This window comes from Micromonospora sp. NPDC048839, from assembly GCF_040649915.1.
Lineage (GTDB): Bacteria > Actinomycetota > Actinomycetes > Mycobacteriales > Micromonosporaceae > Micromonospora.
This window is the reverse complement of the sequence record NZ_JBEZGL010000003.1, coordinates 581,128-599,598: the sequence shown is the minus strand read 5'-3', so window position 1 is coordinate 599,598 and position 18,471 is coordinate 581,128. Positions and strand designations below refer to the sequence as shown.

Annotated in this window: 18 protein-coding genes and 1 rRNA gene; 13 read left to right on the top strand and 6 right to left on the bottom strand. The window is 71.5% G+C overall.

The window, feature by feature from the left end; translation table 11 throughout:
- Positions 1 to 89, top strand: a 5S ribosomal RNA gene (rrf, locus tag AB0C25_RS08890); the annotation flags it as partial.
- Positions 90 to 412: 323 nt separating this feature from the next.
- Positions 413 to 661 (top strand): hypothetical protein, encoded by a 249-nt coding sequence (locus AB0C25_RS08885; protein WP_357371032.1) that lies wholly within the window; start codon positions 413 to 415, stop codon positions 659 to 661.
- Between the two features lie 54 nt (positions 662 to 715).
- Here AB0C25_RS08885 and AB0C25_RS08880 read toward each other — a convergent pair whose 3' ends face one another.
- Entirely contained in the window at positions 716 to 2,530 is a 1,815-nt protein-coding gene (locus AB0C25_RS08880; RefSeq protein ID WP_357371030.1) for a VanW family protein, read from the bottom strand.
- Positions 2,531 to 2,711: 181 nt separating this feature from the next.
- On the opposite strand from AB0C25_RS08880, the gene nudC reads away from it, so the two are divergent.
- The 3 genes from nudC to AB0C25_RS08865 all read left to right on the top strand — a co-directional run bounded on the left by nudC (position 2,712) and on the right by AB0C25_RS08865 (position 6,097).
- Positions 2,712 to 3,629, top strand: coding sequence for an NAD(+) diphosphatase (gene nudC / locus AB0C25_RS08875; protein WP_357371028.1), 918 nt, complete (start codon positions 2,712 to 2,714; stop codon positions 3,627 to 3,629).
- 342 nt (positions 3,630 to 3,971) lie between these two features.
- Entirely contained in the window at positions 3,972 to 4,595 is a 624-nt protein-coding gene (locus AB0C25_RS08870; RefSeq protein WP_357371026.1) for a DUF6230 family protein, read from the top strand.
- Between the two features lie 77 nt (positions 4,596 to 4,672).
- Entirely contained in the window at positions 4,673 to 6,097 is a 1,425-nt protein-coding gene (locus AB0C25_RS08865; protein WP_357371023.1) for a DUF6114 domain-containing protein, read from the top strand.
- Between the two features lie 62 nt (positions 6,098 to 6,159).
- On the opposite strand, the gene AB0C25_RS08860 is transcribed toward AB0C25_RS08865, so the two are convergent.
- On the bottom strand, positions 6,160 to 7,830 hold the full coding sequence (locus AB0C25_RS08860; protein WP_357371022.1) for a DUF885 domain-containing protein: 1,671 nt from the start codon (positions 7,828 to 7,830) through the stop codon (positions 6,160 to 6,162).
- 131 nt (positions 7,831 to 7,961) lie between these two features.
- Between AB0C25_RS08860 and AB0C25_RS08855 the strand changes: the two genes are divergently transcribed.
- Positions 7,962 to 8,975, top strand: a complete 1,014-nt coding sequence (locus AB0C25_RS08855) for a DMT family transporter (protein ID WP_357371020.1) — start codon at positions 7,962 to 7,964, stop codon at positions 8,973 to 8,975.
- Between the two features lie 198 nt (positions 8,976 to 9,173).
- Here the strand turns inward: AB0C25_RS08855 and AB0C25_RS08850 are convergent, their stop codons facing one another.
- Positions 9,174 to 10,244 (bottom strand): PHP domain-containing protein, encoded by a 1,071-nt coding sequence (locus AB0C25_RS08850; RefSeq protein WP_357371018.1) that lies wholly within the window; start codon positions 10,242 to 10,244, stop codon positions 9,174 to 9,176.
- A gap of 29 nt (positions 10,245 to 10,273) precedes the next feature.
- Complete coding sequence (locus AB0C25_RS08845) at positions 10,274 to 11,050, bottom strand: M23 family metallopeptidase (RefSeq protein ID WP_357371016.1); 777 nt, start codon at positions 11,048 to 11,050, stop codon at positions 10,274 to 10,276.
- A gap of 70 nt (positions 11,051 to 11,120) precedes the next feature.
- Here AB0C25_RS08845 and AB0C25_RS08840 point away from each other — a divergent pair, with 70 nt between their 5' ends.
- From AB0C25_RS08840 to AB0C25_RS08830, 3 genes are all read left to right on the top strand, one after another.
- On the top strand, positions 11,121 to 11,504 hold the full coding sequence (locus tag AB0C25_RS08840) for a hypothetical protein (RefSeq protein ID WP_357371086.1): 384 nt from the start codon (positions 11,121 to 11,123) through the stop codon (positions 11,502 to 11,504).
- Between the two features lie 380 nt (positions 11,505 to 11,884).
- Positions 11,885 to 12,412, top strand: a complete 528-nt coding sequence (locus AB0C25_RS08835; protein ID WP_357371014.1) for a tRNA adenosine deaminase-associated protein — start codon at positions 11,885 to 11,887, stop codon at positions 12,410 to 12,412.
- A 145-nt stretch (positions 12,413 to 12,557) separates the two neighbouring features.
- On the top strand, positions 12,558 to 13,004 hold the full coding sequence (locus tag AB0C25_RS08830; protein WP_357371084.1) for a nucleoside deaminase: 447 nt from the start codon (positions 12,558 to 12,560) through the stop codon (positions 13,002 to 13,004).
- A gap of 10 nt (positions 13,005 to 13,014) precedes the next feature.
- Here the strand turns inward: AB0C25_RS08830 and AB0C25_RS08825 are convergent, their stop codons facing one another.
- Together AB0C25_RS08825 and AB0C25_RS08820 are read right to left on the bottom strand one after the other, a co-directional pair.
- Positions 13,015 to 14,169: a HAMP domain-containing sensor histidine kinase gene (locus AB0C25_RS08825; protein ID WP_357371012.1), complete on the bottom strand. Its 1,155-nt coding sequence runs from the start codon at positions 14,167 to 14,169 to the stop codon at positions 13,015 to 13,017.
- Complete coding sequence (locus tag AB0C25_RS08820; protein WP_357255565.1) at positions 14,166 to 14,822, bottom strand: response regulator transcription factor; 657 nt, start codon at positions 14,820 to 14,822, stop codon at positions 14,166 to 14,168. Before AB0C25_RS08820 ends, AB0C25_RS08825 begins: the two co-directional genes overlap by 4 nt.
- A 131-nt stretch (positions 14,823 to 14,953) precedes the next feature.
- Between AB0C25_RS08820 and AB0C25_RS08815 the strand changes: the two genes are divergently transcribed.
- The 4 genes from AB0C25_RS08815 to AB0C25_RS08800 are packed head-to-tail and all read left to right on the top strand — an operon-like array spanning position 14,954 to position 18,451.
- Positions 14,954 to 15,478, top strand: coding sequence for a hypothetical protein (locus tag AB0C25_RS08815; RefSeq protein WP_357371010.1), 525 nt, complete (start codon positions 14,954 to 14,956; stop codon positions 15,476 to 15,478).
- Positions 15,475 to 16,560: a peptidoglycan-binding domain-containing protein gene (locus AB0C25_RS08810; protein ID WP_357371008.1), complete on the top strand. Its 1,086-nt coding sequence runs from the start codon at positions 15,475 to 15,477 to the stop codon at positions 16,558 to 16,560. The genes AB0C25_RS08815 and AB0C25_RS08810 overlap by 4 nt, the downstream gene beginning before the upstream one ends.
- Complete coding sequence (locus AB0C25_RS08805; protein WP_357371006.1) at positions 16,557 to 17,252, top strand: ABC transporter ATP-binding protein; 696 nt, start codon at positions 16,557 to 16,559, stop codon at positions 17,250 to 17,252. Before AB0C25_RS08810 ends, AB0C25_RS08805 begins: the two co-directional genes overlap by 4 nt.
- Positions 17,252 to 18,451: an ABC transporter permease gene (locus AB0C25_RS08800; protein WP_357371004.1), complete on the top strand. Its 1,200-nt coding sequence runs from the start codon at positions 17,252 to 17,254 to the stop codon at positions 18,449 to 18,451. Before AB0C25_RS08805 ends, AB0C25_RS08800 begins: the two co-directional genes overlap by 1 nt.
- Positions 18,452 to 18,471 lie beyond the last annotated feature (20 nt).

Below are 18,471 nucleotides of genomic sequence, written 5' to 3'. Positions count from 1 at the left end.
CCGGTTACATTCCGAACCCGGAAGCTAAGCCCTCCAGCGCCGATGGTACTGCACTCGTGAGGGTGTGGGAGAGTAGGACGCCGCCGGACAATCTTTCAGATAGGGCCACCCCGATACGGGGTGGCCCTATCTGCATATCCACATCCTGATGCGCCTCTGCCGGAGCCCTCGCCCCTGATCCCGGCGCGATCCCGACCGCGCTTGGGTTGATCGCCTCGACTTTCTTGAAATCGGGGTATCCATGAGCGCGGGACACCACGATTTCAGCAAACCCGAGTCGATCAACGCCCTCGCGACCTTTGCGCGTTGTCGGGCCGTGGCGCGTTGTCGGGGCTGTGGCTCGCCGTCGAGCTTTGCGCATTGTCGGGCTGTGGCGCGCGGCCGGACCAGGACTCGCCGCTACGCTCTGCGGGTGGGCGACGCGCTGATATTTCTGGTCTTCTCCGGCTGCGTGGCAGCGATCCTGGGGATCCTGTGGTGGCTGGCGTCCCGCGTGCGGCGACGCGGTATCGGTGGTGAGGTCATGGGCCCGTTCGAGGAGATCTGGCATCCGGCCGCACACCGTTTCCGTGCCGAGATCCGAGTGCAGGACGAACGGGTGGTGCCCATGCCAACGCAGGGTGGCCGTCACCACGGCCAGGCCCATGACACCGGCCAGTAGTCCTCAGAGTCGGTGAGTCCTCAGAGTCGGTGAGACCTCAGAGCGGGTACGACGTCAGGAGGGCTTCGGCCCGCAGACGTAGCGGGGTTCCGCGTCGTAGCGCCAGGTGAACTTCTCCCGCTTGACCACCGCGCCGTCCTTCTTGATGACCCGGAAGGCGTCCTGGGTGAAGCCGTTGATGCCATTCGTCGCGATGCACGAGGGACCGGGTTCCAGATGGATCAGCTTCGGTGTGGTGATGTTGCGACGCGGCCCGTACTCCGTTTTCACGCTGTCGTAGATCTTCGTGCTCCAGATCGACACGGTGATCGTGCTCGACGTGTACGAGGTGTCGATGAGGACGCCGTACTCCGTGTTGTTGCGGAATTTGAAGTCCAGGTCCGGCCAGAAGATGGTCGACTCGATGACCGCCGGGTAGCGGTCGAACCAGTACGAGTGGGGCTTGTGCTCGACGTCCTCCAGTCCGGCGTAGTACGTCGCGTTGAACAGCGTGGTGGTGAACTGTGAGGTGCCGCCGCCGACGCCCGGCACGAGCTTGCCGCCGAGGATGACCGGAGCGTCCCGGTAGCCCTGGGCGTAGCCGCGCTCGCCAGTGTGACCGTTCAACGAGAACGTCTTCCCGGGCAGGACGACCGTGCCGTCGACCTCCTTCGCGATGGTCGCGATGTTCTGGCTGCGCGACGAGGCCATACCGCCGGTGAAACGGGTGGTGAAGGTGGACACCCGCTCCTTGATGCCCAGGCCGGCCAGCTTCTCCGCGGTCAGCTCCGGTGGCGTCGGCTTCAGCTCGCCGGTCACCTCGCGGCCGTCCGCCTTCGGCAGTACCGCCAGCAGGTCCCGACCCAGGGTCGTGGTGTCCAACTGCTGACCGGGTCGCCCGTCCTTGGTGGTGGGCCGGCCACCGGCGATGGCCATCGTGGCGTTCTTCGGTGGCGCCTCGATGGCGGCCAGGCCGTCGCCGAGCGCTGCCCGCAACCGCTTGACGTCCACCGACGGAGTCAGCTTGCCGGCCTTGTCGGCGGTGAATCGCAGGCTCTTCGCGATGGCGGCGGGCGGGACCTGCACCGAACCCTTGTTGGTACGCAGGGTGACCGGTTTGGCGACCGCCGGCTTGGCCAACTCGGTGACCAGCCGGTCCAACTCCTCCGGGGTGGTCGCCGGGTGGCTCTCCACGAGTGGCACGGTGACCGGGGTGCCGGCCAACCAGCCGGCGCGCACCACCTCGGCCGAGCGTTGCGGTTCCAGGCTCAACCCTGGCTTTGGCTGTACGACCTTCGGCGTGGTGCCCTGGTAGGTGATGGCCGGCATCGTCATTCCCTGGGCCTGGTTGCCGAGCACCTTACGGAGCGCGTCGTCCAACCGGTCGACGTCGACGGTGACCACCGGGTCGACCGTGCGGGAGCCGACCAGGCGGCTGACCGCGTGCGCGTCGGCGGCAGCCGCTGCCGCGACGGTCGCCGGCACGTCTACCGCCAACCCCACCTCGGCCGGGTTGATCTCGGCGGTCCGCCCGTCGACAGTGATCTTCAACGGGCCGGCGAGAGCCGCCGCCCGCCGGTCCAGCTCGGCCCGCAACTCCCGGTCGGCGTCCGCGCGGCTCCGGCCGCCCAGTTCGGTGCCGAGCACGGTGGTGCCACGAGGAACGTCACCGGCGTACGCCCAGGCGCCGGCACCCGCCACGGCGGCGAGGACGCCACCGGTGACGCCGGCGGCGAGCAGCATCCGTACCCGGCGGGGCCGGCTCGGGCCGCCCTCCGGCTCGCCCGGAGCGGAGGTCGTCACCGAGCCGTCGTCCGGCCAGGTGACCGCGGTGACCTGCACGGTGGGCCGGTCGTCGTCGGGGGGACTGTTTTCGCCGTACAGCGTCACTGCAACCTCGATCGCCAGGGTGCCGCGGGAGGTACGCCCTCCCGGAGGCACCTACGGTAACCAATACCCGGCCGTCCCTGCGGTTGCGCCCATCCGGTGCTGCTGGCGCGTGTCGTCCGGCGTGTCGTCGGCACGCGGGGGCGGTGCCGGTGGCGAACCACGGACGTGGCACGGTGACCGGGTGGACACTGCGGAGCGGGTGTTGGCGTACGGCGGCGGTTGGTTGGACCGGGCGGGTCTCCTGCGCACCGATCCGGCCCGGTTGAGCGCGCTGCTCGCCGAGTCGGGCACCGTGGTGTTGGCGTTGTGGCGGGACCGCTGTCTCGTCGATGCGGACGGGCCGGTCCGGCTCAGCGCGGAGCGGGCGTCGCTCGTCCGGTCCGCCGCGGGTGAGACGGTCTTCCTGGGGCTCGACGGGGACGTGGCCACGTTTGCCGTGGACCTGTCCGCACTCTCCGAACGGGCCGCCGTCGAGATGGCCGGTGCGGCACGTTCCGTCGACGTGCGGGCCCTGGTCGGGCGGCTCGAACCGGGTGACGCGGCCGTCCAGGCGTACGCCCGGGGTTTGTTGCACTGGCATCGGCAGCAGCGGTACTGCGGGGCGTGCGGATCGCCGGCCGTCGCGGACGGCGGCGGGCACATGCGCACCTGCACCGGCGGTGACTGCGGGCGTCTCCTCTTTCCCCGGATCGAACCGGCGATCATCGTGCTGGTCGAGGCGCCCGGCCCGCCGGGTCGGTGTCTGCTGGCCCGGCATGCGGGCGCGGCCGAGGACGCGTTCTCGACGCTGGCCGGCTTCGTGGAGGTCGGCGAGAGCCTGGAGGACGCGGTCCGTCGGGAGATGGCCGAGGAAGCGGGCGTGACCGTCACCGACGTGACCTACCAGGGGTCGCAGGCGTGGCCGTTCCCCGCCGGCCTGATGGTGGGCTTCCGGGCCACCGCCACGTCCGACGAGGTACGCGTCGACGGTGAGGAGTTGCTGGAGGCGCGCTGGTTCACCCGGGCGGAGCTGCGGGAGCGGGTGGCTTCCGGCCGTACGCTCGGGCGGGTGGACGCCATCGACCACCGCCTTCTCGAGGACTGGTTGGCCGGGGTCTGACCGGTGGGGCTGCTCCTGAGCTGCGGCCAAACCGCCTGCTTTACAGTCGTTACATTATTGTAATCGGGCTATCTCTCGTCACGCTCCGCAGTATTTCTGACGAATCACGCCACCTTCCGTACCTTTTGCATCTTTTGTCGATGGCTGCGGCAACCCAGCGTGATGCGGTGCCACTGTCGACGCGAGCCTCTATTACTGCCCGGTAATCGGGGGGTTGTGACCTGCGCCCCAACGGGTGCACCATCAACCCCGATCGTTACCCGCCGGTAACAGTGCCGAGCCCGGCACGGGGCCCGCAATTCGTCACCGGCAATCGCGCGCATCCACCTCGAGGAGGAACCCGTGCAGGATCGGTTGAAAGATCAGGGTCGTACCCGGTGGCGTCGGTTCGCCGCGATGGCGGTACCCGCCACGGCCGCCGCGGGCGCCATCCTGTTCGGAATGTCGACGGGCGCGATCGCGTCCGACATCACGGTCTCCGGCCAGACCTTCAAGATCGGCGCCGAGCGCCTTGAGGGTGACGGCTTCAAGCAGTACGGCGGCATCGTCCGGGAGAAGGGCAAGGACGGAAAGGCCGGTCAGGTCCACCCGATCGCGCTCTCCGAGATCAGCAGCGCCGAGTTGTACAGCCTCTGCCAGTCCGTCCGCGCCGACCTGCCGGGCCTGCCGGTGGTGCTCACCATCAACGCCGGCGAGGGCAAGGAGCCCGCGCGGGCCAAGGACCTGCTGATCGCGATGGACTCACTAAACGGCAACGCGACCTTCACCAACATCAAGATCGGTCGGGACGCCACCGACCTGAACCCGACGGCGCAGGCCGGCTCGTTCGGCCAGAACTCCGACCACGTGACCATCACCAACCTGCAGCAGGTGTCCCGCTACACCACGGCAGCCACGTTCAACCTGGTCGGGCTTCGACTGAAGGTCAACGTGGGCGACGACGCCAAGGGCAAGGAGTGCTTCTGAGGTGAGCCGAGGCCCGCGGCGCGCCACCGCCGCGGGTCCGGCCCGTGTCCATTTCCCCGCACGGCCAGGAGGAGTACGTGACAACCGCGAACCCGTCCCACGCCCGGCCCGGCGGTCCGGCTCAGGCGTGGCGGCTCTTCCGCCGTTGGCGGCGCAGTCGACCGTTCTACGGCGGCCTGCTCACCGCCCTGGCCGGGCTGGAGATGTTTGCGTCCACCCGGATGACCCTCAACGGCCTCAGCTTCCACAGTGGGGCGAGCGGCCTGCTCTCGCTGCTGATCCCGGTCATCCTGGTCACCTGCGGTCTGCTGCTGTGGTTCACCCCGGCGCAGCGCCTGTTCTACTCGGTCGTCGCGGCGGTCACCGCGGTCTACTCGCTGATCGGGCTCAACCTCGGCGGCTTCTTCGTCGGTCTGCTCCTCGGCATCGTCGGCAGCGCGCTCGCCTTCGCCTGGACCCCGGCCACGCCACAGGCTGGCGATGAGCGGTCGGATACCGAGCCGGCTGGCGTCGCGCCGGATGTTCTCCCGACGACGGGCCAGGTCGCCGACGACGGCGAGCCGCCCGCGCGGCCGGGACCCTCGACTGACCCGCACCGGACGTTCGGCATCGTTCTCGTGGTGCTCGGCCTGGCCGCCGGTGGGCTGGCCCTCCAACCCCGAGCGGTGCGAGCCGCCCCGAGCCGGCCCGCCGCGACCGCCTGCCCCACCCCGTCCCGGGATGCCAGCCCGTCTCCCAGCCACACCCCGGCCACGCCGACCCCGAGCCCGGACGGCAACGTGGTCACCGACCTCCTGGACGGCATCGGTGATCTGCTCGGTGGTGGGCGCCGCGAGGAGGCCTCGACACCGTCGACGAGCCCGGCCGCCCCGCCCGCAGTGGGACCGACCGGCACGTCGACGGACGGCGTCGGCAACTGCCCGCCGCCGGCCCCGGGCGGGCCGGGCACGGCAACCCCCGAGGGGCCGGGCACGGGGCCGGGCGGGCCAACCCCCGACCGGCCGGGTACGCCGAACCCCGACGGGCCGGGCGCGGTCGAACCGGGCAAGCCGCTGCCGCGCATCGCCGCCGATCCAACCCTGCCGACGGTGGCGCAGACGCCGTCCAAGCTCACCGGAACGTCGGTCCGGATGACCGGGCTGCGCTTCGAGGGAACCACCGACCTGCGTACCGTGAAGGGCGACCTCAAGGTGCTGAAGTTCAGCATGCGTGAGGCGGTGACCGACGACTTCCTGCTCAGCGCCGACGGCCCCGCTGGGCGCAACCAGCGGTACGCGACGGACCGGCTGACCGTCAGCGGAGACGTGGCGTTCTACGCCACCCGGTTCGTCGGCCGGCTACTCGGCATCAAGATCACCCTAACGCCGGACCTGCCACTGCCGGACGGTGTGCCGATCACCTCGCCCGTCCCGATCACGTTCACCGACCCGGTCATCGACCTGGCGTACGTCACAAGCGACACGCTGACCGCTCGACCGGCGTTGGCGCTGACCCTCGGCTGAACGGGCACGGCGGGAAGCGCCGGCGGTACGACGTACCGCCGGCGCTTGAAGCCCCTGCTGGCTCAGAGCCGGGCCAGCGCCCGGCGCAGCGGGTCGAGACCCAGCGCGCCCAGGTCCAACGCCTGCCGGTGGAACTCCCGCAGGTCGAAATCGGCGCCCTTACGGGCCTTGGCGTCCTCGCGGGCCTGGAGCCAGATCCGCTCACCCACCTTGTACGACGGTGCCTGCCCCGGCCAACCCAGGTAGCGGTTCAGCTCGAAGCGCAGATTCTCGTCCGGAACCCGGCAGTGCGCCCGCATGAACTCCCAGCCCAGTTCGGGCGTCCACCGCTCGCCCGGGTGGAAGCCGAACGGATTGTCCTTGGGGATCTCCAACTCCAGGTGCATGCCGATGTCGACGATCACCCGTGCCGCGCGCATCGCCTGGCCGTCGAGCATGCCCAGTTTGTCGCCCGGGTCCTCCAGGTAACCCAGCTCGTCCATCAGCCGCTCCGAGTAGAGAGCCCAGCCCTCGCCGTGCCCGGAGACCCAGCAGAGCAGCCGCTGCCAGCGGTTGAGCAGGTCGGCTCGGACGGCGGTCTGCCCCACCTGAAGATGGTGACCGGGCACGCCCTCGTGGTAGACCGTGGTCACCTCTCGCCAGGTGGAGAAGTCGCTGATGCCCTGCGGCACCGCCCACCACATCCGACCCGGGCGGGAGAAGTCCTCACTGGGACCGGTGTAGTAGATCGCGCCGTCGCTGGTCGGGGCGAGGCAGCACTCGATGCGCCGGACCTGCTCCGGGATGTCGAAGTGAGTGCCGTGCAACTCGGTGATCGCCTTGTCGGCGAGGGCCTGCATCCAGTCCCGGAACGCCTCCTTGCCCTGGATGGTCCGCGCCGGGTCGGCGTCCAACCTGGCCACGGCCTCGTCGACGGTGGCACCGGAGCCCGCGATGCGTCCCGCGACGACCCGCATCTCCGCCTCCAGGCGGGCCAGCTCCGCGAAACCCCAGGCGTACGTCTCGTCCAGATCGACCTTGGCGCCGAGGAAGTACTGCGAGGCGAGCTCGTAGCGCTCCCGGCCAGCGGCCTGCTTGTCCCGCCCGTGCGGGGCCAGCTCGGTACGCAGGAACTGGCCGAACTCGGCGGTCGCCGCGGTTGCCGCCGCCGCGCCCCGCCGCAGTTCCGCGCCGAGCGAGCCCTCAGCGCCCAGCCGCTCGACCAGCCCGTGGAAGAAGTTGTCGCCGGTCGGGTCGACCCAGATGTCGCACTGCTTGGCCACCTCGACCAGCTGCACCTTCGAGCTGACCTGACCGGAGGCGAGCGCCTCGCGCAGGGTGGTCTTGTAGCCGTCCAGCGCGGCGCCGAAGCCGTTGAGCCGGGCGGCGATGTTCGCCCGATCGTCGCTGCTCGCGGTGGGCATCAGGTCGAACACCATGCGGATCTCGTGCAGCCCACTTTCGATCACGCTGATGCCGCTTGTCGTCTCGCCGGAGTCGTAGCGAGCCAGGTCCAGGCCGAGCCGTTCCTGCATGGCCTCCTTGGCGATCCGCTCGGACTCGGTCTGCGGCTCGGTCACCTCAAGCTCGGTAAGCGTCCGGCGGGTGAGGTCAGCGCGCGCCCGGTAACCCTCCGGTGAGAGATCGTCGAGTTGGTCTTCATGGCCGGCGATGCCGACGAAGGTCGCGCCGGTGGGGCTCAACGGCGCCCACTCGGCCACATAACGGTTGGCGATTTCATCGATTCGTCCCACGCAGCGACCCTACGTGACCACCCCGCCTCCGTGTCGACGACGTTTGGCGTGTTCAGACCACTGACGTGATGAGCGGCGCAACGGCCGGAAGGCGCGCGACTTTGTCGGAGGGGTCGGGCAGAGTGTCAGGGGTGACTGCCGATACCACTCCTGACAAGGCACCGGTTCGCGCCTGGCTGCCAGGCTTCGTCGCCCTCGCCGTGATCTGGGGTTCCAGCTTCCTGTTCATCAAGGTCGGGGTGGCCGAGCTGCACCCGGTCCAGCTCACCCTCTACCGGGTCGTCGCCGGCGCGTTGACCCTCCTGGTCGTCCTCGCCGTGCTGCGCGACCGGCTGCCCCGCGAGCCCCGGATCTGGGCGCACCTGACCGTCGGCGCCGCATTCGGCGTGGCCGTGCCGTTCACCCTGTTCGGCTACGGCGAGCAGCGGGTCGAGTCGATGCTCGCCGGGATCTGGAACGCCACCACGCCCCTGATCGTGCTGCCGCTGGCGGTGCTTGTCTTCCGCACCGAGCGGCTGACCGTGCGCCGCGCGATCGGGCTCGGCCTCGGCTTCCTCGGGGTGCTCGTGGTGCTGGGGGTCTGGGAGGGCATCGGCGGGGCGCACTTCACCGGGCAGTTGATGTGCTTCGGCGCGGCGGCCTGCTACGGCGTCGCCATCCCGTACCAGAAGCGGTTCGTCGCCGGCAGCTCCTACTCCGGCCTGTCGCTCTCCGCGGCGCAACTGCTGCTCGCCGCCGTGCAACTGGCCATCGTCACCCCGTTCGTCGCCGGCCTGCCGCCGCTGCCCACCGAGTTGTCCGCCGGGGTGGTCGCCAGCGTGCTGACCCTCGGCGCGCTCGGCACGGGGCTCGCCTTCGTCATCAACATGCGCAACATCCGGGTGGCCGGCGCGAGCACCGCGTCCACCGTCACGTACCTGATCCCGATCTTCGCGGTGCTGATCGGAGCCATGGCGCTCGACGAGCGGCTCAACTGGCACCAGCCGGTCGGCGCGCTCATCGTGCTGCTGGGGGTCGCGGTCGCGCAGGGTGTGTTCGGGCGCCGGAAGCCCCGCCCGGTGGTCGGTGTCGGCGCTCCCGCCGCTCCCCCCGCTCCCGCCGCAGCCGTGGCTTCCACCCCCACCGCCGAGCCCGCCCACCACTGAGGGGGCGCGGCCCGGCGTGACTCCGCGCAGCATGGCGCGTGATCGACTCGGCTTCATTGGAGTCGGGGTGTCCGAGGCAGTAGGACAGGCCGATTTCCTGAAAATCGAGTCGATCAAGGCCGAGCGGCCGAGCCGCCGGGCGGCCGGGCCGCCGAGCCGCCGGGCGAGCAGTGCCGCTGTGGTTGGACGCGACGCCGGTCAGGCTCGCTCGTGCGTCCAGGCGACCAACTGCTTGGCCGGCCAGGTGTTGACCACCGAGTCGACGGGGACGCCACAGAGGGCGGCCCGCTCACAGCCGAACCGCTGCCAGTCGAGTTGGCCGGGCGCGTGCGCGTCGGTGTTGATGGCGAACCGGCAGCCAGCCTCCAGCGCACGACGGATCAGGCGCTTCGGCGGATCCTGCCGCTCCGGCCGGGAGTTGATCTCGACGGCGGTGTCGTGCTCGGCGCAGGCGGCGAAGACGGCATCGGCGTCGAAGTCACTCTCCGCCCTGGTCCGGGCGCGGTGCCCCCGGTCACCCGGCCCGGTCACCCCGACCGGGCGGGACGAGACCATCCGGCCGGTGACGTGACCGAGGATGTCCAGGTGCGGGTTGGCGACCGCGGTCAGCATGCGACGGGTCATCTTCGACCGCTCGTCCTTGAGGCCGCTGTGCACCGAGCCGACCACGACGTCCAGCCGGGCCAGCAGCTCGTCGTCCTGGTCGAGGGAACCGTCGGCGAGGATGTCCACCTCGATGCCGGTGAGGATCCGGAAGCCCTCGGGCAGCGCCGCGTTCACCTGCGCCACGTGGTCGAGCTGCCGGCGCAGGCGGTCGGCGGTCAGTCCCCGGGCCACCGTCAGCCGTGGCGAGTGGTCGGTCAGCACCAGGTATTCGTGGCCCAACTCGACCGCGGCCAGCGCCATCTCCTCGATCGGCGAGCCGCCGTCGGACCAGTCCGAGTGGGTGTGGCAGTCGCCCTTCAGGGCGGCGCGCAGCGCCGTGGCCTCGGCGTCGAGGTCACTGCCCTCGGTCGCCACCAGTCGGCGCAGGTAGACCGGCTCCTCACCGGCCAGCGACTCCGCCACGCATCGGGCCGTCACGTCGCCGACACCTGCCAACTCGGTGAGCGTGCCGTTGTCCGCCCGCGCGGCCACCTCGGTCGCCGGCAGACCCGCCAACGCCTTCGCCGCCGACCGGAACGCTCGTACCCGGTACGTCGCCTCGTTCGCCCGCTCCAGCAGGAAAGCGATGCGGCGCAGGTCGGCGATGGGGTCCCGGGCCTTCATCCCACCGAACCTAGTCGCTGCGGGACCGGTCAGGGAGCCTTCGGGCAGCCGTTTTTGCGCTGCCACGCGACGACCTCGGCGGCCGGTTCCCGATTGCCACCACCGCGCCAGGAATCCAGGTACCGCGCCGGCCAGAGCACTCCGCGCCGGATCCACCAGCCGTCCTTGCCCTTGCACGGGGGCGAGATGCCGAAGTGCACGTGGCAGACGTTGTTGGCGTTGCCGGTGCGGCCCACCTTGCCGAGCTGCTGTCCGGCGCGGACCCGCACCCCGGCGTCGACGCCGCTGGACACGACGCTCAGGTGCGAACCGTAGTAACGCACCCCGTCGTCGCCCAACAGGGAGACCGACAGGCCGCCGTTGTCCGGACCCTGCGGCCCGCCCTTCGTGTACCTGTCGACGCGACTGACCTCAAGCACCGTCCCGTCGGTCACCGCGACGAACGGTTCACCGCAGTTGGCGAAGAGATCCGTGGCGGGGTACGCGCCGTGGGTCGGGTGGTAGTCCACGTTGCCGGCGCGTACCGGAAAGACATGCCGCACCCCGGCGCGAGGTGCCGTGGCCGACGGGCTGGCCGGCGACGGCTTCGGGCGGGCCGGACCGGTCGTCGTCGGCGTGGCCTTCGGCGCGGTCGTCGGCGACACCGGCTGGTCGGCGGTCGCCCAGACCGCCGACGGCGTCGTCGGAGCGTCGTCGGTCGGCACCCCCGGTCGAGTGGTCGCGCAGCCGGCGGCCAGCACCGGGGCGAGAAGCAGCAGGATCGGGTACACCGGACGCGCACGGCGGCTGATCGTCGGCGAGGGCATCCGGTCATCCTTCCAGAGCCGGTACCGTGAGCACGAGCGGCGCGCGTGAGGGAGGGCAGCGACGGTGACCATCGCCCGACCCGATCCTGGCCCGGATCCTGGTGCCGCGCACCAGGTGGCGCGTATCCCCTCGGGGCTCTTCCCGGCCGGTCCCCCGTCCCGCCCCACCTACCGCGAGCCGCATCCGGTCACCGGCGGTGGCGTCGCCGCCGGCGGTGGCGCGGCGGCCACCTGGCTGCTGCTGTTCGGCCTGCTCGGCACCGATGTGCCGAGCTACGCGTGGTGGACGGTGCTGGCGGGTCTGCTGGCGTGGCTGACCGCGTTGGTGCTGGTCCGCTACGGCGATCGTGGGGTCGCCACCGGGGTGGCCATCGTCACGGCGGGTGGCTGGAGCATCGCCGCTGCCGTGGTGGCGGTCCGCTGGGCCACCAGCGGTGACTGGCCGCTGTGGTGATCCGGTGGGCTGCGGACGGTTGCGCCGTGTGCCCGGTTGGCTGCGTAGCGAACGCTGTCTTGACGTAGCCGCCGAGACTCGGCACGCTCGGGACCATGGCCTGGACCACCCCGCGACAGGACCCCGATCGCAGTCGACGCCGCCTGCAGTTGCTTGCCGAGTTGGCGGGCGCCCGCGCGGTCCGTCAGCGCAGCCGACCCCAGCGGCAGCGCACCGAGCGTCTGCGCGAGCTCATCGCTACCCGCCGTCGAGTAACCGGCTGATCCGACTTTGTCAGGAATGACCGACCTCTCGGGGCGTTGACGAGTCGCCTGCCGACCCGACCGGCTAACGTGCACGCGTAACGAGTCGACGCTGTGTCGAGGGCTATTGGGGGGACCGTGTCGTACTTCGCTGCGGCCGTGGTGCGCGACGACAGTGGCTGGACCGCCGCCGAGGTCAGCCTGCGTGGCGCCACCGACATCGACGAGGTCGCCGAGCGGCTGCGGGACGTCGACCAGGAGGCCGACGTGTCGCTGCTCTTCGTCGAGGCCGATGACGCGTACCTGGTGATCCTGCGTCTCGACGAGGGCGAGGACCTGCGGGTGTTCGGTTCGGATTCCGCGTACGCCGAGGAGTCTCCGCTGGGCGCGCTGCTGGTCGGTGACCTGAAGACCTCGGTCACCGGGCTCGACGGCGACGAGGAACCACGGCCGGCGACCACCGGTGACGAGGAGAGCGAGCAGCCCGTCGTCGATCCGGAGGCCGATCCGGTGGGTGAGGCCGATCTGCTGACCAACCTGGGCATCCCCGCGCAGAAGCTGCTGACCCTGTGCGCGCACGAGGGGATGCTGCCGGCGGATGTCACCTCCGAGATCTGCCAGGTGCTCGGCTGCGCCGACGAGGTCGAGGAGCTGCGTGAGGTCTGAGCCGGCGGACGCCACCGACCCGGCACTGGAGACGATCCGGCCGGGGCAACCGACTCCCGGTGTGGTGGGACGTGCCGGACCGGGTGCGCACGAGGGCCTGGCCGACCCGGGTGCGGTCGGCCGTCGCCAGCGGCACGAGCTGTGGATGCGCCGTGCCCTGGAGGTCGCCGTCACCGGCACCGCCGGCTCGACGGCGGGCACCACCGACGTGGACGACGTGCCGGTGGGGGCGGTGCTCTACGGGCCGGACGGGACCGAGTTGGCCACCGGGCGCAACGAACGGGAGTTGACCGGCGACCCCACCGCCCACGCCGAGGTGCTGGCCCTGCGCCGGGGTGCCGAGCGGGCCGGCCGGTGGCGGCTGGACGGCTGCACCCTGGTGGTCACCCTGGAACCGTGCACCATGTGCGCGGGGGCGCTGGTGCTGGCCCGGGTCTCCACGGTCGTCTTCGGCGCGTGGGAGCCCAAGACCGGCGCGGCCGGATCGCTCTGGGACGTGCTCCGCGACCGCCGGCTCAACCACCGGCCCGAGGTCTACGGCGGGGTGCTGGAGACCGAGAGCGCCGCCGTCCTGCGCGCCTTCTTCCGCTGAGGTCGCCGGCTCATGCCTCGGGCAGGGTGACCGTGACGATCAGGCCGCCCGCGGGGCGGGGCTGCGCCTCGACGGTGCCACCGTGTGCGCGGGCCACCGCGCGGACGATGGACAACCCCAACCCGAAGCCCCGCGCACCGGCGACCCGCTCCCGCGACAGCCGGCGGAACGGCTGGAACATCGGTTCGATGTCGTAGCCGGCGATCGCCGGACCGGTGTTGGTCACCGTCAGGGTGGCCTGGCCGTCGGTCCGGCCGGTCCGCACCTCGACCCAACCGTCGGCGGGCAGGTTGTGCCGCACCGCGTTCTCCACCAGGTTGACGGTGAGCCGTTCCACGAGCACCGGGTCGCCGCTGACCGGGGCCGGTGCCAGCGACCGGCGTATCGGGACGTCGGGTGCCTGCTTCCCGGCCTGGTCGATGACGTGCGCGCAGACCTCGGCCAGGTCGATCGGCGTACGGTCGGTCAGCTCGTTCTCCGAGTCGGCAAGGGTCAGCAGGCCGTCGATCAGCCGCTCGTGCCGCTCGTTGATCGCCAGCAACGACTCACCCAGCCGACTCGTCTCCGCCGACGCCTCCGGCCGGCTGACTGCCAGCTCCACCAGTGCCCGGTTGAGCGCCAGTGGGGTACGCAGCTCGTGCGAGGCGTTCGCCACGAACCGGCGCTGCCCGTCGAAGGAGCGGTCCAACCGTTCCAGCATCTCGTCGAACGTGTCGGCGAGTTCGCGTACCTCGTCGCGGGGGCCGGTGAGCGCGATCCGCTCGTGCAGGCCCCGGCCGGCGGTGTCCGCGCCGGCGATTCGCCGGGCCGTGTCGGTGACCTGGTGCAGCGGCTGCAACGCCCGGCCGGCGAGTAGCCAGCCGAAGGCGATCGCCACCGCCGACACCACGACCAACGCGATGCCACCCTGGGTGAGCAGGGACTCCAGGGCGTTGCGCTTGGCCTCGTCCTGCGCCTCCTGCAACAGGGCGCGCACAGTGTCGATGTTCTGCCCGCTGGGCGTCGTGGGGGCGGTCTTCGGCAGGTCGCTCAGTTTCACCCCGAACGGCTGGGGCATCCGCTGATCCACGAGCACGTACGTGACGGCCAGCAGGACCACACCGGCCAGCAGGAAGAGCCCGCCGTAGATCAGGGTGAGTCGGGCGCGGATGGTCAGGCGCTTCATCGGATCTGATACCCCGCTCCGGGCACCGTCTCGATCACCGGCGGGTCGCCGAGCTTGCGGCGCAGCTTCATCACGGTGACCCGAACGACATTTGTGAACGGGTCGATGTGCTCGTCCCAGGCACGTTCCAGCAGATCCTCGGCGGAAACCACCGCGCCGTCGGCGCGCAGCAACTCGACGAGCACCGCGAACTCCTTGCGGGACAGCGCCACGTGCCGGTCGTCGCGGCGTACCTCGTGGCGGGCCGGGTCGAGCTGGATGCCGGCGCGACGCAGCGTCGGCGGGGCCGCCGGACGAGCGCGCCGGGTCAGCGCGTGCACCCGCGCCGACAACTCGACAAGGGCGAACGGCTTGGTCAGGTAGTCGTCGGCACCGAGCGCCAACCCCGCCACCCGCTCCCGGACCGCCGCCGCCGCGGTCAGCATCAGGACCCTTGTCTCCCCGCCCGCGTCCACGATCGCCCGGCACACGTCGTCGCCGTGCACCACCGGCAGGTCCCGGTCCAGGACCACCACGGCGTACTCGTTGACGCCGAGCCGCTCCAGCGCGGCGTCACCGTCGTACGCCACGTCGACCGCGAACGACTCCCGACGCAGCCACTCCGCGATGGCGTCCGCCAGCACGGTCTCGTCCTCGACCACCAGAACTCTCACCCCTCCATGGTCCTCGGGGTGCGGTAACGGCGGCATAACCGCTGACGGTAACGCCGGGGATACGCCCGCTGCCGTGCACTGGGTGCCGACGTCCGACGAGTCGCGTCGGACCCACAGCGGAGGTGGACACCATGCGGCGACAGATGCTCGCGATACCCGTCCTGCTCGCCCTGGTATTGGCTGGGTGCGGCGCGGGAGGCGACGACGGCGGCGGGGTGGCGACCGCCGGTGGGGCGACGACGAGCGCCACGGCGAGCGGCGCACCGGTCAGCGATTCGGACAAACAGCTCGCCTTCGCCAGGTGCATGCGGGAGAACGGGGTGGACATGCCCGACCCGGAGGCGGGCGGTCGTCCCGGCTTCCGGTTCGGCGCGGACGTGGATCGGCAGAAGGTCCAGGCGGCCATGGAGAAGTGCCAGGACAAACTGCCCAACGGTGGGCAGGGACCGCAGCTCAACCCCGAGCAGGCCGAGCAGATGCGCGCGCTCGCCAAGTGCATGAGGGAGAACGGGGTGCCGGACTTCCCGGACCCGGACGCCGACGGGAGGGTCCGGATCGGGCAGGGCGACAACGCGATCGACATCAGCGACCCGGCCATGAAGGCCGCGATGGAGAAGTGCCGGCAGAACGCACCACAGTTCGGGGGCGGCCGGTGACCGGCGTTTCCCGACGCAGGCGGCTGCGAGCCGCCGTCATCGGCGGCGTCGCCCTGCTGGTCGCCGCCGTGGGGGTGAGCGCCGCGGTGGGCTTCGGCGGCGGCGGAGACCGTGCCGAGGCCGGCAGCCCACCACCGGCAACCGCGGCGGTCACCCGGCAGACCCTCGCCGACTCGGAGACCGCCGAGGGCGAGTTGGGGTACGGGGCGACGCGTACCGCCACGGCGAAGCTCAGTGGCACCGTCACCGCGTTGCCACCGACCGGGTCGACGGTGCAGCGGGGCCGGGCGCTCTATTCGGTCGACAACGAGAAGGTGGTGCTCCTCTACGGCGGGTTGCCCGCGTACCGGACCCTCGCCCCCGGGCTGGAGGGTGCCGACGTCGCGCAGTTCGAGCGGAACCTCAAGGCGTTGGGATACGCCGGCTTCACCGTCGACGACGAGTACACCGGCGCCACCGCCGACGCCGTCCGGGACTGGCAGGAAGACCTCGGCCTACCCGAGACCGGCCGGGTCGAGGCGGGCCGGATCGTGTACGCCGACCGGGAGGTCCGGGTGGAGAGCCACCAGGCGGACGTCGGTGATCTCACGCAACCCGGTCAGGCGGTGCTCGCCTACACCGGTACCAGCCGCCTGGTCACCGTCGAGTTGGACGTGGACGACCAGCGGCTGGCCAAGCGCGACGCGAAGGTCACCGTGCGGCTGCCGGACGCCCGGACGGTGGCGGGCACGGTCAGCACGATCGAGACCGTCATCCAGGCCGGCGCTGCCGGAGAGAACGGGCAGTCCGGCGATGCCGAGACGAAGATCGAGGTGACCGTCGCGGTCGCCGACCCGAAGGCCCTGGCCGGCTTCGACCAGGCCAGCGCCGACGTCGTGTTCACCGCCGCGGAGCGCCCGGACGTCCTCACCGTGCCGGTGTCGGCGCTCCTCGCGCTCGCCGAGGGCGGGTACGGCGTCCAGGTCGCCGAGGGGGAGGCGAGCCGGATCGTCGCCGTGACCACGGGCCTGTTCGCCGACGGGCGGGTGGAGGTCACCGGCGCGGACCTCACCGAGGGCACGACGGTGGTGGTGCCGAGATGACCGGCGAGGTGATCGTGCTCGACCGGGTCAGCAAACGGTACGCCGGCGACGTTGTCGCCCTGGACGACGTGTCGTTGCGGATCGGCCACGGGGAGCTGGTGGCGATCGTCGGACCGTCCGGGTCGGGCAAGTCGACGATGCTGCACCTGATCGGCACCCTGGACCGGCCGTCGTCGGGCAGCGTGTTCATCGACGGGCACGACGCGGCGAAGCTGACCGACCGGGAGCTGTCCGCTCTGCGGGCCACCCGGATCGGCTTCGTCTTCCAGCAGTTCCACCTGGCCCCGGGCGTCCCGATCGTGGACAACGTGGCCGACGGGCTGCTCTACTCCGGCGTACCCCTGCGGCGGCGGCGCGAACGCGCGCAGGCCGCGTTGGTCCGGGTTGGCCTGGGCCACCGGCTCGGGCACCGGCCGCACGAGCTGTCCGGCGGGGAACGGCAGCGGGTGGCCGTGGCGCGGGCGGTGGTCGGCGAGCCGACGGTGCTGCTCGCCGACGAGCCGACCGGCAACCTGGACTCCGCGTCCGGTGCCGGGGTGCTGGAGTTGCTGCACGAGCTGCACCGGTCCGGCACCACCGTCGTGGTGATCACTCACGACCGGGAGATCGCGGAGGGGCTGCCCCGGCAGGTGCGGATGCGCGACGGCGCGGTGCGGCACGACTCGGCCGCTGTGCCGGGCGGGGTCGGCTGATGGCGACGTTGACCCCGGCTCGGCTGGGACCGGCGGACATCCTGCGGGTCGGCGGGGTGGGCCTGCGGACCCGTCCGCTCCGGGCGTTCCTCTCCGCGCTGGGCATCGCCATCGGTATCGCCGCGATGATCGCGGTCGTCGGGATCTCGTCGTCGTCCCGGGCGGAGCTGGACCGCGCGCTCGACGCGCTCGGCACCAACCTGCTCACCGTCGAGCCGGGCAACACCCTGTTCGGGGCGGACGCCCAACTACCCGACGAGTCGGTCGCCATGATCGGGCGGATCGGCCCGGTGACCGAGGTGTCGGCGACCGGGCAGGTCGCCGACGCCAAGGTCTACCGTTCGGATCGGATCCCGGCCGCGGAGACCGGTGGCATCGCCACCCGGGCCGCCCGGCTGGACCTGCTCGGCACCGTCGGGGCCGAGCTGACCAGCGGTACGTGGCTCAACGAGGCGACCGCCCACTACCCGGCGGTGGTGCTCGGCGCGACCGCGGCGCAACGGCTCGGGATCATCGCGGCCGACCCGCAGGTGCAGGTGTGGCTGGGTGGGCGGACGTTCACCGTGGTCGGCATCCTCGCCGCCGCGCCACTGGCTCCGGAGCTGGACACCGCGGCGTTGATCGGCTGGCCGGCGGCGACCGACTACCTGGGCTTCGACGGGCACCCCACCACCATCTACACCCGGGCGCAGGAGTCACAGGTCGAGGCGGTCCGCTCGGTGCTCGGAGCGACCGCCAACCCGGGGGCGCCGAACGAGGTCGAGGTGTCCCGTCCCTCCGACGCGCTCGCCGCCGCCGAGGCGACCGACGACGCGTTCACCGGGCTGCTGCTGGGCCTGGGCGCCGTCGCCCTGCTGGTCGGCGGGGTCGGCGTGGCGAACACCATGGTGATCTCGGTGCTGGAACGGCGGGCCGAGATCGGCCTGCGCCGCTCGCTCGGCGCGACCCGTGGTCAGGTACGGACCCAGTTCCTCGCCGAATCGCTGCTGCTCTCCGCACTCGGCGGGATCGGCGGGGTGTTGCTGGGCATCCTGGTCACCTCGGGGTACGCGTTCTCCCAGGACTGGCCGACGGTGGTGCCGGCCTGGGCGATGCTCGGCGGCGTCGGCGCGACCCTGGTCATCGGTGGTTTCGCGGGCCTGTACCCGGCGGTGCGGGCCGCCCGCCTCGCGCCGACGGAGGCGCTGGCCGCCGTGTGACCGGCGTACTGGGCTGAGCT

Excerpts from the sequence above, each read along its gene's own strand:
- AB0C25_RS08850 (WP_357371018.1), bottom strand. The coding sequence starts at position 10,244 with ATGAAGGCCCGGGACCCCATCGCCGACCTGCGCCGCATCGCTTTCCTG.
- AB0C25_RS08845 (WP_357371016.1), bottom strand. The coding sequence starts at position 11,050 with ATGCCCTCGCCGACGATCAGCCGCCGTGCGCGTCCGGTGTACCCGATC.
- AB0C25_RS08830 (WP_357371084.1), top strand. The coding sequence starts at position 12,558 with ATGCGCCGTGCCCTGGAGGTCGCCGTCACCGGCACCGCCGGCTCGACG.
- AB0C25_RS08825 (WP_357371012.1), bottom strand. The coding sequence starts at position 14,169 with ATGAAGCGCCTGACCATCCGCGCCCGACTCACCCTGATCTACGGCGGG.
- AB0C25_RS08815 (WP_357371010.1), top strand. The coding sequence starts at position 14,954 with ATGCGGCGACAGATGCTCGCGATACCCGTCCTGCTCGCCCTGGTATTG.
- AB0C25_RS08805 (WP_357371006.1), top strand. The coding sequence starts at position 16,557 with ATGACCGGCGAGGTGATCGTGCTCGACCGGGTCAGCAAACGGTACGCC.
- AB0C25_RS08800 (WP_357371004.1), top strand. The coding sequence starts at position 17,252 with ATGGCGACGTTGACCCCGGCTCGGCTGGGACCGGCGGACATCCTGCGG.